At 27.4% G+C, this 14,849-nt stretch carries 13 protein-coding genes; 6 read left to right on the top strand and 7 right to left on the bottom strand.

Features of this window, described 5'->3' with window-relative positions; translation table 11 throughout:
- Both Q0J90_RS10505 and rbr read left to right on the top strand, forming a co-directional pair.
- The coding region (locus tag Q0J90_RS10505; RefSeq protein WP_297277856.1) for a superoxide dismutase at positions 1 to 413 on the top strand (413 nt) is incomplete at its 5' end.
- A 46-nt stretch (positions 414 to 459) separates the two neighbouring features.
- A complete protein-coding gene (gene rbr / locus Q0J90_RS10500) occupies positions 460 to 996 on the top strand; it encodes a rubrerythrin (RefSeq protein WP_297277855.1) in 537 nt (178 codons plus the stop codon).
- Positions 997 to 1,064: 68 nt separating this feature from the next.
- On the opposite strand, the gene Q0J90_RS10495 is transcribed toward rbr, so the two are convergent.
- Positions 1,065 to 2,165: a hypothetical protein gene (locus Q0J90_RS10495; RefSeq protein ID WP_297277854.1), complete on the bottom strand. Its 1,101-nt coding sequence runs from the start codon at positions 2,163 to 2,165 to the stop codon at positions 1,065 to 1,067.
- Positions 2,166 to 2,503: 338 nt separating this feature from the next.
- On the opposite strand from Q0J90_RS10495, the gene Q0J90_RS10490 reads away from it, so the two are divergent.
- Entirely contained in the window at positions 2,504 to 3,625 is a 1,122-nt protein-coding gene (locus Q0J90_RS10490; protein ID WP_297277853.1) for an IMP dehydrogenase, read from the top strand.
- A 386-nt stretch (positions 3,626 to 4,011) separates the two neighbouring features.
- Positions 4,012 to 4,380, top strand: coding sequence for a DMT family protein (locus Q0J90_RS10485; RefSeq protein WP_297277852.1), 369 nt, complete (start codon positions 4,012 to 4,014; stop codon positions 4,378 to 4,380).
- 50 nt (positions 4,381 to 4,430) lie between these two features.
- Here the strand turns inward: Q0J90_RS10485 and Q0J90_RS10480 are convergent, their stop codons facing one another.
- From Q0J90_RS10480 to Q0J90_RS10470, 3 genes are all read right to left on the bottom strand, one after another.
- The gene (locus Q0J90_RS10480; RefSeq protein WP_297277851.1) at positions 4,431 to 5,357 is read right to left on the bottom strand and encodes an ABC transporter substrate-binding protein; all 927 of its coding nucleotides are present in this window, start codon (positions 5,355 to 5,357) and stop codon (positions 4,431 to 4,433) included.
- A 22-nt stretch (positions 5,358 to 5,379) separates the two neighbouring features.
- A complete protein-coding gene (locus Q0J90_RS10475; RefSeq protein WP_297277850.1) occupies positions 5,380 to 6,846 on the bottom strand; it encodes a peptidylprolyl isomerase in 1,467 nt (488 codons plus the stop codon).
- A 151-nt stretch (positions 6,847 to 6,997) separates the two neighbouring features.
- Positions 6,998 to 7,429 carry a PepSY-like domain-containing protein gene (locus tag Q0J90_RS10470; RefSeq protein ID WP_297277849.1) on the bottom strand — a complete coding sequence of 144 codons (432 nt, stop codon included), beginning with the start codon at positions 7,427 to 7,429 and terminating at the stop codon, positions 6,998 to 7,000.
- A 266-nt stretch (positions 7,430 to 7,695) separates the two neighbouring features.
- Between Q0J90_RS10470 and Q0J90_RS10465 the strand changes: the two genes are divergently transcribed.
- On the top strand, positions 7,696 to 8,238 hold the full coding sequence (locus Q0J90_RS10465) for a GNAT family N-acetyltransferase (protein WP_297277848.1): 543 nt from the start codon (positions 7,696 to 7,698) through the stop codon (positions 8,236 to 8,238).
- Positions 8,239 to 8,290: 52 nt separating this feature from the next.
- Positions 8,291 to 9,322, top strand: coding sequence for a glycerophosphodiester phosphodiesterase (gene glpQ / locus Q0J90_RS10460; RefSeq protein WP_297277847.1), 1,032 nt, complete (start codon positions 8,291 to 8,293; stop codon positions 9,320 to 9,322).
- Between the two features lie 59 nt (positions 9,323 to 9,381).
- On the opposite strand, the gene Q0J90_RS10455 is transcribed toward glpQ, so the two are convergent.
- The 3 genes from Q0J90_RS10455 to Q0J90_RS10445 form a co-directional block, all read right to left on the bottom strand.
- Entirely contained in the window at positions 9,382 to 11,187 is a 1,806-nt protein-coding gene (locus Q0J90_RS10455; protein WP_297277846.1) for a methyl-accepting chemotaxis protein, read from the bottom strand.
- 140 nt (positions 11,188 to 11,327) lie between these two features.
- On the bottom strand, positions 11,328 to 13,484 hold the full coding sequence (locus Q0J90_RS10450; RefSeq protein WP_297277845.1) for a PTS transporter subunit IIABC: 2,157 nt from the start codon (positions 13,482 to 13,484) through the stop codon (positions 11,328 to 11,330).
- A 256-nt stretch (positions 13,485 to 13,740) separates the two neighbouring features.
- Positions 13,741 to 14,649, bottom strand: a complete 909-nt coding sequence (locus tag Q0J90_RS10445; RefSeq protein ID WP_297277844.1) for a radical SAM protein — start codon at positions 14,647 to 14,649, stop codon at positions 13,741 to 13,743.
- Between the last annotated feature and the right edge of the window lie 200 nt (positions 14,650 to 14,849).

The following is a 14,849-nucleotide window of genomic DNA, read 5'->3' as shown; positions in this document are numbered from 1 at the left end:
ACAATGCTGATAAACAAGCTGTATTCAATAATGCTGGACAAGTATATAATCATGAAGAATTTTTCAAAATGTTAAAGAAAGATGTTGCTATACCTGCTGAAGTAAAATCAAAAATAGAAGCTGATTTCGGTTCTTTTGATGCTTTTAAAGAAGCATTTACTACTGGAGGTAAAACTCAATTTGGTTCAGGATGGGTTTGGCTTGTAATGAACAATGGTAAATTAGAAGTTAGAAAATATGCTAATGCTATGAACCCTGTTGCTGACAAAGTACATGGTGTTTTAACTTGCGATGTTTGGGAACATGCTTACTATCTTGATTATCAGAACAGAAGACCTGATTTCTTAACTACTTTTGTTGATCATTTAGTAAATTGGGACTATGTAGCTGAAAGAATTAAACTTGCTAAATAATTAGCTAAATACTAATTTATTTATATATTTTTTTAGGAGAATTAAAATGAAGGATTTAAAAGGTACAAAAACTGAAGCAAATTTACACGAAGCTTTTGCTGGCGAATCTATGGCTAGAAACAAGTATACTTATTATGCCAGTGTAGCAAGAAATGAAGGTTATGAGCAAATAGCTGCTATATTCCTTGAAACAGCTGAAAATGAAAGAGAACATGCTAAAATACACTTTAAATATCTTAACGGTATAGGCGACACTCTTCAAAACTTACAAGCTGCTTGGGAAGGTGAAAATGAAGAATATGAATGCATGTACCCAAGAATGGCTAAAGAAGCTACTGAAGAAGGTTTCGATGAAATAGCTCGTTCTATGAAATTAATCGGTGATGTTGAAAGAGAACACAGAGAAAGATATGCTAAATTAAGAGAAGCTGTAAAAAGCGGAAGTGTTTTCAAAAAAGCTACTAAAGTTCAATGGAAATGCAGAAACTGCGGTTATATAGTTGAAAGCGAAGAAGCTCCTGAACTTTGCCCAGCTTGTAAACATGCTAAAAAATTCTTTGAAGTACGTGTTGAAAATTATTAATTAATTTTTATTTGAGTACAAAATAAGGGGATATTATAAAATAATAATAATGTCCCCTTATTTCTATTTTAAGCTATTAATTTATTCTGACTATATACAAATGAAGAGAATATATCAAATATTATAGGATCTACTTTTACTTCTTTATTCAAATAATCTTCTCTAATATATTCTAATACTTTTGATGAATTTGGCTCATTATATTTATATACTAGATGGTCAAATAAATCTGCAATCTCTAATATTTTAGAAGGAAAATATGAAATACTTCCTAATCTTAATACGTCCTCGTAATCAAAACTGATAATATAATTAGGTTCAGAATTATTAATACTATTATAATAATCTAAAAATATCCCATTTCCATATCCAAAATATTCATTATGCATTCCAACTATTAATGATATATTATCACCATAATTTATGAAATACTTTAAATATGAATAGCCTTTTGAAGCATAATATTCATCATCTGAATTAGGAGAATAATCAGGAGTTATATTTGCTATATCATGCCAAAATGAAGCTATTGCTATTTCCACTATCTCTTTTCTAAAAAGTTCTCTTAAACCATATTTATAAACATCTTCTAATTTATTAATATTATTATTAATATTAAACTTCTTCAATACAGATTTATAATATTTCAAATATTTATTTTTGAAATTTTGTCTAATATCAGATACTATATTATTATCTATACAGTTATTATAATATTTAATAAATTTAATCATCGTAAAAAATACTCTATTCGTATGAGATATAATATCATTATTCAAAAGAAATGCTCTATTATACAAATCTATATCATTTTTTGATTCAATTAATATTTTAACTATATTTTTCAAAGTATAATCTATAATGTGCTTAGAATTTCTAATTTCTTTAGAAAATTTAAAATCTTTTCTCTTTATATCATTCATAGCTTTAATAAGATTAATTCTGCTTATAAAAGAAAGTTTAGTTAAAATATGAACCATAAAATCTATTTCTTTTACTGTTATATGGTCTTTTCTCAATTTTAATTCATTTATATCCTTCTCTATTGATAGAAGCAAACTATTTGTTTTTCTAACAACTATATTACTAAAAAACTCATCATTATTTATAATAGAACTTCCGTATATTTCGCAAAATTTGTTTGTATAATTCATAACACTTATTGTCATAGTCAACCTCCTAAAAGGATTTATTAATCATTTATATATTAGTAAATTTTATTTACAATTATAGTATAATATATTTCAAAATATTTGTAAATATATTTTACTAAAAAAATGATGTTTTATAAATATTGTTTACAATTTATATATATTTAAACTACAAATAATACATATATTACCTAAAATTATAAAGTATTGTAAGTTTATTTGACATATATTAAAAAATTAAATGATTTTAAATAAAAAATAATAAATTATATAAATAAATATTGCAATTAAAATGCTTTTACTATAAAATAGTTTATCAAAATATCTAATTCATATCTATAAGAGGGATAAAAACTATGTCTATTAAAATGAGAGAAGCATTAACATTTGATGATGTACTATTAGTTCCGCAAGAATCAGACATTCTGCCTAAAGATGTATCTTTAAAAAGAAAATTAACAAATAGAATAACATTAAATATTCCGTTAATAAGTTCTCCTATGGATACTGTAACTGAATCAAAAATGGCAATAGCTATGGCATTATGCGGAGGATTAGGTGTTATACATAAAAACATGCCTTTGGAACAGCAGGCTAAAGAAATAGAGGAAGTTAAAAATTTTAAAGACATAGAAAATAAAGAAAAAGCTAGTTTAGACAGTAACGGAACTTTAATAGCTGCTGCTGCTATAGGTATATCAGAAGATAGATATGAAAGAATAGAAAAACTTATAGAGGCTGGAGTTAATGCTATTGTTATTGATACAGCACATGGACACTCTCAAAACGTATTAAAGGCTATAAAAGAGATAAAAGATAAATACAAAGATGTTGATGTAATAGCTGGAAATATAGCAACTGCTGATGGTGCTAAAGCATTGATAGATGCAGGAGTTGATGCTATAAAGATAGGAATAGGAGCAGGCTCTATATGTACAACTAGAATAATAGCAGGGGTAGGAGTTCCTCAGCTTACTGCTATATACGATGCTTCAGAAATAGCTAAAAAGAATAATGTAGGATCTATTGCTGACGGAGGAATAAAATATTCAGGAGATATAGTAAAAGCCTTAGCTATAGGTGCTGATGCTGTTATGGCAGGCGGATTATTCTCTTCTACTTATGAAGCACCTGGAGATGTTATTATAATAGACGGTAAAAAATATAAGCCTTACAGAGGCATGGGTTCTGTAGGTGCTATGATACATGGAAGCAAAGACAGATACTTTCAAAGCGAAGTAAAAGTTAAATCTAAATTTGTTCCGGAAGGCATAGAAGGTGTTACAGAATATAAAGGCCATGTCTCAGATGTTATATATCAAATAGTAGGAGGAGTACGTGCAGGAATGGGGTATATCGGTGCTAAAGATATACAAATGCTTCAGGAAAAAGCTGAGTTTATAAGAATAACTAATCAGGGACTTGCTGAAAGCCATGTACATGATGTTAAAATAACTTCAAAAGCTCCTAATTATTAATAATTAATGAATATATCAAAATTTTAACCAATAGAACCAGTTTATATTTCACAAAGTTATAAGCAATATTATAGAACCAAGTAATTATTGCTTATAACTATTATAATATACAATAATAATAATTAAAAAAAAATTAATATAATATATTGACAAAAAAATAGAATATGTTAGAATATACTAACAAATGTTAGAGTAATATATAAATTAATGTCAACAACTTTGTATCCCTAAATTGATACAATATATTTTATAACCTTCATTTAATTAAACTGTTTAAGGCCTCCATCAAAAATGGGGGTCTTAATTTTTTTGTAAATAAATATAGAAAATAATTTTTAAAAATATATAATAGTTTATCAATAAAAATAAATAGGAGTAAAATTATTATGAAATCTATAGCAACAATATTATTACTTATATTGTCAAACACATTTATGACATTTGCTTGGTACGGACATTTAAAATTTAGTGAAATGAAAGGCTTAGCAAAATTGTCTTTACCTATGGTTATATTAATCAGCTGGGCTATAGCGTTATTTGAATATTGCTTTCAGGTTCCTGCAAATAGAATAGGCTTTCAAGGAAACGGAGGTCCATTTTCTCTAATGCAGTTAAAAGTTATGCAGGAAGTTATAACATTAACTATATTCACAATTTTTACAGTAGTATTTTTCAAAACAGAAACATTAAAAATAAATCATTTTATAGGTTTTCTATGTTTAATATTAGCTGTATTTTTCATTTTTAAAAAATAATAATTTAAATAAAATAAATAATATTGGTATACTAAAAAGCATACCAATATTTAAAATTTCAAATCAGCATACTCATTAGTATAAACACTTTTAGCCATTTGAATCAATGCTTTTATAATATTATGATTTGCTAATGTACTTGAATCAGTATCTATATAATAAACTTCACCATTTTTTACAGCATTAATATTTTTCCAAGCCTCTCTTTTTAATATTTCATCTACAGGATCTTCTACATAATTTACACTTGTAAGTATAGTATCAGGATTCTTATGTATAATACTTTCTTCCGATACATTAATCCATGAATCTCTATCTTTAAATATATTTTCAGCTCCTATTATTTCTATCATCTCATTTAAAAATACATTAGTACCAAATGAATAAAAACTTGGCAATGAAGCTATTTCAAAATATACACTTTTTTTGTTTGTTATAGAATTTGATATTAATTTTATTTTTTCTATATCAGCATTCATGTTATCTGCGATTTGCCTGCCCTCTTTATCTTTTTTAAATATAGAAGATATAAATAAAATATCCTCTTCTATATCGGCAATACTTTTACTATATGGTATAACAACTACACATAAACCCATATTCTTTAAACTATCCAAAGATTCCGAACCAGAAAATAAACTCAATGAATTAACAAGAACAATATCTGTATTCAATGATATTATTTTTTCTGCATCAGGCGAAGCTAAATCGAAAGTAATTAAATTTGTATATTTATCATTATTTTTTATTAATATATCTTTAGAATATGAATCGCAGGCTATAATTTTATCAGCAACTTGCAAATCTATTAAAATTTCTGTTATAGCAGGAGAAAGAGATACAACTTTATTTATACTCTCAGGCAACACTATATTATCGCCGTATCTATTATTTATACTGTCATTATTTTTTGAACATGATGATATTAAAAGAATTAATATAAGGGCAATTATATTTTTAAAATAACTTTTAATCATATAAAATTGCCCCATCAATTATTTATCTTATATTATGTCTTTTTACTCTAGCTTTTGATATATTTTGATTTCCCCATTCAAACACTATATCATTAACTCTTTGTCTTGAAAGTTCTTTTTTCATAATGTTTCTAGTAGCAGCATCTAATGTAGCTAATCTTGTAATATCAGGTTTTTCATCAGATATCACTCTCATAATAGCTACACCATTATCCAATTTTATAACATCGCTTACAGTATCTAACTGAAGAGTAAAAGCATTATTATAAAAAGCTTCAGTAGAAGAATCCGGTATTATAGCTCCGTTTTCTGTATTAAGTCTTCCCTGATTATATGAAAAAGCAGCAGCAGGTCTGTAATATTTTATATTTCCATTACCATCTAATGTTGCAAGATTATTAACGCCTGCAGCAGCTGATTTTAATATCTCTGCTTGTTTTGTTTTCTCTGCTTCTAAAAGAGCAGGAAGATTTGCATTAAAATATTCTCTTTTTAATACATCTTGATTAATATCAGTATATTTTTCAGGTACTCTTGTTCCATTAACTAAAACCACATAATATAAACCATTAGCATATATAGGCTCTAATAAAGAATTGCCTTTATTATCAGCAAATATTTTATTAGCAAAATCTTCTGAAGGCATTTCCATTCTTGTAATATAGCCTAATTTATAATTATTAGTATTCACACTCTTTTCTAAAGCATTCTTTTCAAATAATGTTATATCATCTTTCAATGTTTTATATAAATTATCAGCAACACCGCCGCTTTCTAGCACTATCCAAGAAATATCAGCTTGAACAAAATTTGTCTTATTATCTGTAAAATATTTTTCTAAATCAGAGGATGGAATTTCTGAAGACTGAACTATTGATGCCGCATCTATATAAACCATTTCAACATCTCTTTTTGTAAAGTTTTTCTTATATTCTCTTTGCACTTCAAGAGAATTTAATTTTATGCTGTTGAATAATTCTGAAGAAACAGTTTGAGCTAATACACTTTCTTTTATGTCTTTTTGTATTTTAAGTTTTTCTGCCTGAGTAGTATTTTTTATAAAAGCCTCATAAGCCATTTCATTATAAACACCATTAGTATCTATAAACTGACTTTTCATAGCTTCTACTATAAAATTATCGCTTACATTTATGTTTTTTCTAGCAGTATCGTATAAAAGTATTGAATAAACAGCTCTTCTAAATGCTAAATCCTCTATATAAGCATACATTTCATTATTAATTTGTATACCTAAACTTTGATAATCACTTTCTATTTCTTTGAAAGCCTTACCATAAGGGCTTGTGCTTGTATAGTAAATAGGAGTTCCATTAACAGAACCTATTGTAGGAGTTTTCTGGCTTCCTCTAGTATCTACAACTAAAAAATAAATTATTAAAAGTATAGAAACAGCGGATACTCCAACCCATTGCAATGTTTTTACTACCGGACTTTTCTTTTTTGGTACAAATTTTTTACTAGATGACATTATACATTATCCTTACATTATTTGCTATGATATTATAATTGAATAATTATATAAGAAGAGTTTAAAAAATTCAAGGTGTTATAAAATTAAATTTAGGCATTATCACATAATATGATAATGCATAAAAGCTATAATAAAATATATATTAATATTAGTCGTCCCATTTTTGTCCCATTAATTGACCGCCTGATGATACAAATAATTCCATCATATTATTAAGTTTTATTTTGTAATTTCCCCACTCTTTTTCTACATCTATCATCATAGCCTGAGGATAAGTTCTTCTTACTGTGTTAGCTACAGCCTGAGGTAATACACTCAAAGGAACTCCATTATACTCACCATCTATACTATGCCAATTACCATTAACTAAAAAATCTATTGAAACGCCATTTGATAATTTGACCTCGAATTTTCCGCCGTCTCTTTCAACCATCCATATTTGTGCACCAGGATATACTCTTTGTATAAATGCTCTTGATTTTTGAGGTAATGATGAAGCTGGAACTACCCAATCAGCAAAAAGGCTTGAAGTTGAAACTATAGTTAATGTTATTAATAAAGCGAATATTTTTTTAGTCATAATTAATCTCCTTTAATTTCTTACTTAGTTACTGTAAATTATCTTTACAATTATAAGTATAGCAGAAAAACTATAATTGTCAATATATTTTACATTTAATTTACTAAAAATTTACCAAAAAATGTTATTTTGACAATAAAAACTAAACAAATACTACGTATTATTTTACAATATACCTATTGAAGTAAAAATATTTTACTTTAATACTAATTAATTTAAAAAAATATAGAATTTTTATAAAAAAAGGTATTATAGGTTTTATAATCATGAGAAAAATATTAGAAACAGAAAGACTAATTTTAAGAGAATTAGAAAAAGATAGTGAAAAAGATTATAAAGGGTTATGCTCTATACTTCAAGATAAAGAAACTATGTACGCTTATGAGCATGCTTTTTCTGATGAAGAAGTTTTACAATGGTTTAATAATCAAATAAACAGGTATAAAACTTATGGTTTTGGATTATGGGCATGCATATTAAAAGAAAATAATGAGTTTATAGGACAATGCGGACTTACTATGCAAAAAATAGATAAAAAAATTCATAATTCTGATGAACTGCTTGAAATAGGATATTTATTTAACAAAAATTATTGGCATAGAGGATTTGCAATTGAAGCTGCTTCTGCTTGTAAAGATTATGCTTTTAATATTTTAAATGCTCAAAGGGTATATTCTATTATAAGAGATAATAATACAGCATCTAAAAATGTAGCTATTAGAAATAATATGAAAATAATTGATAATATCATAAAATATTACTATAATATATATATGCCTCATTATATATTTTGTGTTGAAAAACTTTAACCAAAATATTTATATGTAAATATATAATTTTTTGTAAAATTGGAGAATTCATATGTTTAAAAAAGTTTTTTCAATTATTCCTTTATTAATATTTGCTTCTTGTTCTAATGGAACATCATCAAATACTGCCAAACCAAATGCAGATCCAAATTATAAGCCTATTGTAATAGCTCATAGAAGTGCATCAGGATACGTACCTGAACATACACTTGCTGCTTTGGCAATGGCACATGCTTTTGATGTGGATTATTTAGAAGCTGATATAGTTTTGACTAAAGATGATGTATTAGTAGTTATGCATGATAATACTTTAAACACAAGTACAGATGTTGCTAAAAAATTTCCTGACAGAAAAAGAGAAGATGGTAATTATTATGTAATAGATTTCACATTAGAAGAAATAAAATCACTAATAGTACATGAAAGATCTAAAGATGATTTAAGCGGTCCCGTATTTCCTGATAGATTCCCATACAATGATAATGTAGAATTTAGAATACCTACATTTGAAGAATTTTTAATTACAGTTCAGGGAATGAATAAATCTAGAAAAAAATTAATAGGAATATATCCTGAAGTAAAAAATCCTGCTTTCCATGAAAAAGAGGGAAAAGATATTTTAAAAATAACTATAGATATGTTAAACAAGTACGGATATAACGAAACTCAAAATGGAAATTGTGTATTACAAATATTTGAATATGATGCGGTAAAAAGAGCTAGAACAGAATTAGGATGGAAAGGCGATTTAGCTATGCTTGTTGAAGATGAAAGATTATACACAGAAGAAGGAATAAAAGATGTTTCACAATATGCTAATATATATGCACCTTCTATAAATGCTTTGGTTAAAGAATCTTCCAATGAAAAAGGATATGAAATAGTACCTATTCTTGATATAGCTAGAAAATATAATATGAGAACTTGTGTATGGACATATAGAATAGATCAATTGCCTTTGCCTAAAAAAAGCAGCGATGAAAATTTATCTATATTATTTAATGAATTAAAAGTGGATGAAATGTTTAGCGACTTTCCTGATGTTGTTATAGATTATTTGAAGAGAAATGGAATGAGAAATTAATAAAGAATTATATAAGGATGTAATAATTATTTATTATTGCATCCTTATAATATAAAAAACTAAAATTTAAAATTATTAATCTGTTCAACCATATCTTCTATTCTTTCTCTTACCTCTTTTGCCGAACTTGCATTGGACTCTGCCAAATTACTATTTTCTCCAGTTATAGAATTTAATTGTCTTACGGAAACATTTATTTGGTTAATACTATCTGCTTCTAAAACAGCACGTTCTGAAATTGATGTAAGTTTAGCAAGCATATCCTCAGCCAAAACTTCAATATCTCCAAGTATTTTAGAGGAATTAGCAACGGCTTTATTACCGGCATTTATTTTTGATAGAGCATCATTAATAGTATTTGTAATGCTTTTAGCTGTTTCATCAACATTTTGAGCTAAAGAACGTATCTCAGAGGCAACAACAGCAAATCCTTTACCTTGATCACCTGCACGTGCCGCTTCAACTGCAGCATTTAAAGCAAGTATATTAGTTTGAAAAGCAATAGATTGTATAAGTTTAGTCATATCTGATATCTTTTTGCTTGATTCAGATATTTCATTCATACTTTCTACAATCTCAGATGAAGATTCTACTCCTATTTTTGTAGCATCTGCCACTTTAGCACTCATTTCTTTGGCATCATTAGAATGAACATTAGTTTCATCAAGAGATGATGATAAAGATTCTATCAAACTTGATAACTCTTCAAGAGATGATGCTTGAGTATTAGTTCTATCTGAAAGACTGCTGCTTTCGCTGGATACTGTATCAATTTCATTATTAATAAAATGCAAAGAATCTTGAATAAAATGTATTGAACTTCCAAGAGATTTCTGCATATCCTGAATAGAATTAACAAGAACTCCTGTTTGATCCGACTTTTTCAATAATTTCTCGTCAAAAGATGCATTAAAATGTTTATTTGTCATATTTTTAATAATTTCTATTGCTTTATCCAATGTTTGAGATAGAGGATTTACATTAGATACAACAAGTATAAACTGAATACCTAAAAAGCCTAAAGCAACCACAACCATTATAATAGATAATGTAATAATTTTATTATTAAGATGATCTATACTGCCATTGCCTACTAATAACCAAGGAGTATTAGGTATATCATAAACTGCTGTCCATTTAGATTTATTTATGTTAAAAGAGTAATCATTATTATTTAATTTCACAGCATTTAGTTCTGTATATATAGTTTTCTGCTCATCAAAAAGCATAGTACTGTCTGTATGAGTGATGAATCTTCCGTCATTTAAAGCTATAAAATAACTATTTTCTTTATTAGATAGTAATAAATTGGATATTTTTGTAAAAGATATATCTATTCCTATTACACCCTTAAGAGTTCCATCTAATACAACAGCCTTTGATATAGTAATAACTACATCATTGTTCTGAGCATCAGTATACGGAGAACTTATATATGTAGATGAAGGATTTTTTACAGCCTCTTGATACCATTCTCTAGCAGTTTGATCAAAATTTTCAATATTATCTCCATACACTATTATAAGCGTTCCGCCGTCTTTATATGGTACAGTTCCGCTGAAATGTATATTCTGTATTTCTTCCTTAACACTAGCTAATTCTTTAAAAGAATCAAGCATTTGTGTATAATCTGTTTCAAATTTACAGTAAGAAGTTAGAACATCCATTTGAGCATAAAAATAACTAAGCCACGAAGTTACAGAAGATTCATTTTTATACATATTGGATTCTATCTCAGCAGCAAATTCTCTTTTATATCTTGGTGTAAAATATAACATTAAAGCAATAACTAATATTATTATAAACGCTGCAAAAGGAATAAGAAATTTAAGCATCAGAATATACTTTTTTTTACTATCTTTCATAGAGCATCACTCCAAATTAATAAAATAAAAGTAGATATACCTAGTATACTTATTTAATTTTTTATTGTCAAGCATTTTTATTTTTCATATTGAACAAAAAAAGGAGACTTAAATTAATAAGTCTCCTTTTTTAATATATATTAATTTTTAACGTCTATTAAATTATCTCCAACATTTACAGAAGATGAATCAGTCAAAGTTATATCAGAATAATCATCTGAATTTGTTATTATTACAGGAGTAACTGTTGGATATCCCTCTCCTTTTATTTTTTCAATATCAAATTCTAATAATAAATCTCCTTTCTTAACTTTTTGTCCCTCTTCTATATGTGAAATGAAATGTGCACCGCCCAATTTTACAGTATCCATACCAACATGTATCAATAATTCAACGCCTTTATCAGATGTAAATCCAATAGCGTGCTTAGTAGGGAAAGCAGTTTCTATTATACCGTCAAAAGGAGCATATACTTTACCCTCTGTAGGTTCAATAGCTATTCCTTTACCCATAGCACCGCTTGAGAATGCTTCATCTTTAACATTTTCTAATTTTACTATATTTCCTTTTATAGGAGCATAAACTTTATCTACTAAAGATGAAGAACCTTTTGCTTCTTCTTTCTTCTCATCTTTCTTATCTTCTGCTTTAGGAGTATCTGTAGGTACAGAAGTTTCCTGATCACTTATAGGATCATTTAAATACTCTTCAAGTCTTGATTTTATTACTGTAACTTTAGGTCCGTATATAACCTGTATACCATTTCCTTTTTTAATGATACCAGCTGCTCCGCTTGCTTTTAATGTATCATCAACAACTTTAGATGGATCAAATACTGTTATACGTAATCTTGTAGCACAGCAGTCAACATCGCTTATATTTTTCTTTCCGCCAAGTCCTGCAGTTATTAAAGGAGCTTCTTCGTATTGGAATAAAGGATTAGTATCAACTGCCTCTCCGCTTGCAGCAGCCTTAGCAGCAGCAACATCTGCTCTTCTATATAATTTAGGCTCTTCGCTGTCAGGTTCTCTTCCCGGTGTTTTCCAATCAAATTTTTTAATTAAAGTAGAGAATAAGAAATAATATATGAAGAAATAAGCAGCACCTACAATTACAATCCATATCCAATTAGTTTTAGCATTTCCTTGTATTATACCGAATAATAATAAATCTATGAAACCGCCTGAGAAAGTCATACCTACTGTAACATGAAGTATATGCATAAGCATGAAAGATATACCAGCAAGTACACAGTGAATAGCATAGAATATAGGAGCTACAAATATAAATGTAAACTCTATAGGCTCAGTTATGCCTGTGAGCATTGCTGTTAATGCTGCTGAGAAAACCAAAGCACCAACAACCTGTTTTTTCTCCGGTCTTGAAGTTTTATACATAGCTAAAGCAGCACCTGGTAAACCAAATATCATGAATGGGAATTTACCTGTCATGAATCTAGTAGCTTCAACACTGAATACTGTTGTAGTAGGAGAACCTAATTGAGCAAAGAATATTTTTTGAGCTCCTTCTACCAAAGTACCATCTATCATCATAGTACCGCCCAAAGAAGTATACCATAGCGGAGTGTAGAATACATGGTGAAGTCCGAAAGGTATTAATGCTCTTTCTATAATACCATAGAATAGAGTACCTATATAACCGGAACCAGCTATTAAATCTCCCAATCTATTCATTACAATCTGTACAGGAGGCCATACATAATACATCAATATACCAACTACTAAAAATACTATTGATGATATTATAGGAACAAATCTTGTACCGCCGAAAAATGATAATGCTTGAGGAAGCTCTATAGTATAATATCTATTATGCAATGCTGCTACACCAAGTCCTACTATAATACCTCCGAATACACCCATTTGAAGTGATACTATACCAACAACATTTGTAGTAGAACCATCTAAAAGTTTATCAGCTCCTCCCATAACTGTTATCATCTTACCTATAGAGGCATGCATTACAAAAAATGCTATAGCACCTGATAAAGCAGCAACCTCTTTTTCCTTCTTAGCCATACCAATAGCTACACTCATAGCAAATATAATAGGTAAATTTCCAAATATTATATTTCCAGCCTCACTTAATACTGATAATATATCATAAGCAATAGTGCCAGGTCCCAAAATACCCATTAAATTATATGTTTCAAGCATTGTAGTATTAGTTAATGAACTACCTATACCTAAAAACAAACCTGCTACAGGAAGTACAGCTATAGGAAGCATGAACGATCTGCCTACTCTTTGCAGTACTCCGAAAATTTTATCTTTCATATAAAGAACTCCAGATTTTTAGAATATATCTTTTGATATTATAAAATTAAAAATATTATGTATACTAATATCACATATATAATATCAAACCTTATATTAAGTATAATAAATTTTTTTATAATTGTATATATTTTTTTTAATACTAATTTTTATACTATGATAATTTATACAAATTTGATATAAAATTATTATAATTTTTTTGATATTAATACAAATTATAATTAAAAAATTGATTTATCTTTATTTGTTATCACTTTTAAAATAAAGTTGGTGCCTCTTCATATACTTTATTTTTATATCTATTATAAACACTGTCTTCTGTGTTAAGTTCTTCTTTAGTTTTGTATGTTATATTGTATTTTTCTTCTAAGGCATTTATTTTTGAATATAATTTTTCTCTGTATTCATCTTTTAAAAGTCCGTCGCTTCCATAAATGTGTAAATATTTTTTATAATGCTGTGGAAAAGTTTGTCTAATAAAATTCAAATATATCTTTCTGCATTCTCCTTTTAATTTTAATGCATCAGCAGCACAATAGTCAATACCATATTCTTTTACTTTTTTAAAAATATCCTCAATACCATCTTCTGTTATAAAAGGCATAACAGGCATAGTATGAACAGCAACTATTGCTTTTGTTTTTTTAAACTCTCTAAGCATACAAAATCTTTTCTCTGGACTTATTACATTAGGCTCTATTAAAGCAGATAATTTTTCATCTAATGTTGTTATAGTAGATGCTATTCTTACAGGCACTATTCTTGAAAGCTCATCTATCAAATCAAAATCTCTTAATATCAAATCGCTTTTTGTAGATATGCACATTGGAGTTTTATATCTTATAAGAAGTTTTAAAACATCTCTCATAAGTTTATAATTTTTTTCTGCTTCCTGATAATTGTCAGTAACGCTTCCAAGGTTAATAATATCTCTATTCCAATTTCTTGATGATAATTCTTTTTCTAATACTTCAGCAATATTTTTCTTTACAAATATTTCTCCGAAAAAATCTCTTGAATTAATATATTTATGAGAATATACAGCAAAACAATAATAACATTTATGCAGGCATCCTCTGTAAATATTTAAATCATAGCAAAATCCGTATTCATTATCTATTTTATTTAAAGCCGATTTGCAGTTAATTTCTCTGTATTTAATCATCTATATCAATCTCTATAAAAATACAGTATTTATATATAATACTGTATATTAATATTTTTATCAAGTATATTTATAAAATTAATATACAATTTTTATAAATAAATTATTTTTGACAAATTTTGTCATTTATGGTATTTATAATCATAATACGGCTTCAATAAAACAGAGGTTTATGATTTATGATAGAATTGAAAGGAAAA

The sequence above is a fragment of the uncultured Brachyspira sp. genome, from assembly GCF_944390595.1.
Classification (GTDB): Bacteria; Spirochaetota; Brachyspiria; order Brachyspirales; family Brachyspiraceae; genus Brachyspira.
The sequence above is the reverse complement of the archived record's forward strand: the minus strand, read 5'-3'. Positions and strand labels throughout refer to the sequence as shown.

What these genes read in the sequence shown, in the direction of transcription:
- glpQ (WP_297277847.1), top strand. Translation starts at nt 8,291, where the DNA reads ATGTTTAAAAAAGTTTTTTCAATTATTCCTTTATTAATATTTGCTTCT.
- Q0J90_RS10485 (WP_297277852.1), top strand. Translation starts at nt 4,012, where the DNA reads ATGAAATCTATAGCAACAATATTATTACTTATATTGTCAAACACATTT.
- Q0J90_RS10475 (WP_297277850.1), bottom strand. Translation starts at nt 6,846, where the DNA reads ATGTCATCTAGTAAAAAATTTGTACCAAAAAAGAAAAGTCCGGTAGTA.
- Q0J90_RS10490 (WP_297277853.1), top strand. Translation starts at nt 2,504, where the DNA reads ATGTCTATTAAAATGAGAGAAGCATTAACATTTGATGATGTACTATTA.
- rbr (WP_297277855.1), top strand. Translation starts at nt 460, where the DNA reads ATGAAGGATTTAAAAGGTACAAAAACTGAAGCAAATTTACACGAAGCT.
- Q0J90_RS10465 (WP_297277848.1), top strand. Translation starts at nt 7,696, where the DNA reads ATGAGAAAAATATTAGAAACAGAAAGACTAATTTTAAGAGAATTAGAA.
- Q0J90_RS10480 (WP_297277851.1), bottom strand. Translation starts at nt 5,357, where the DNA reads ATGATTAAAAGTTATTTTAAAAATATAATTGCCCTTATATTAATTCTT.
- Q0J90_RS10445 (WP_297277844.1), bottom strand. Translation starts at nt 14,649, where the DNA reads ATGATTAAATACAGAGAAATTAACTGCAAATCGGCTTTAAATAAAATA.
- Q0J90_RS10470 (WP_297277849.1), bottom strand. Translation starts at nt 7,429, where the DNA reads ATGACTAAAAAAATATTCGCTTTATTAATAACATTAACTATAGTTTCA.
- Q0J90_RS10495 (WP_297277854.1), bottom strand. Translation starts at nt 2,165, where the DNA reads ATGACAATAAGTGTTATGAATTATACAAACAAATTTTGCGAAATATAC.
- Q0J90_RS10455 (WP_297277846.1), bottom strand. Translation starts at nt 11,187, where the DNA reads ATGAAAGATAGTAAAAAAAAGTATATTCTGATGCTTAAATTTCTTATT.
- Q0J90_RS10450 (WP_297277845.1), bottom strand. Translation starts at nt 13,484, where the DNA reads ATGAAAGATAAAATTTTCGGAGTACTGCAAAGAGTAGGCAGATCGTTC.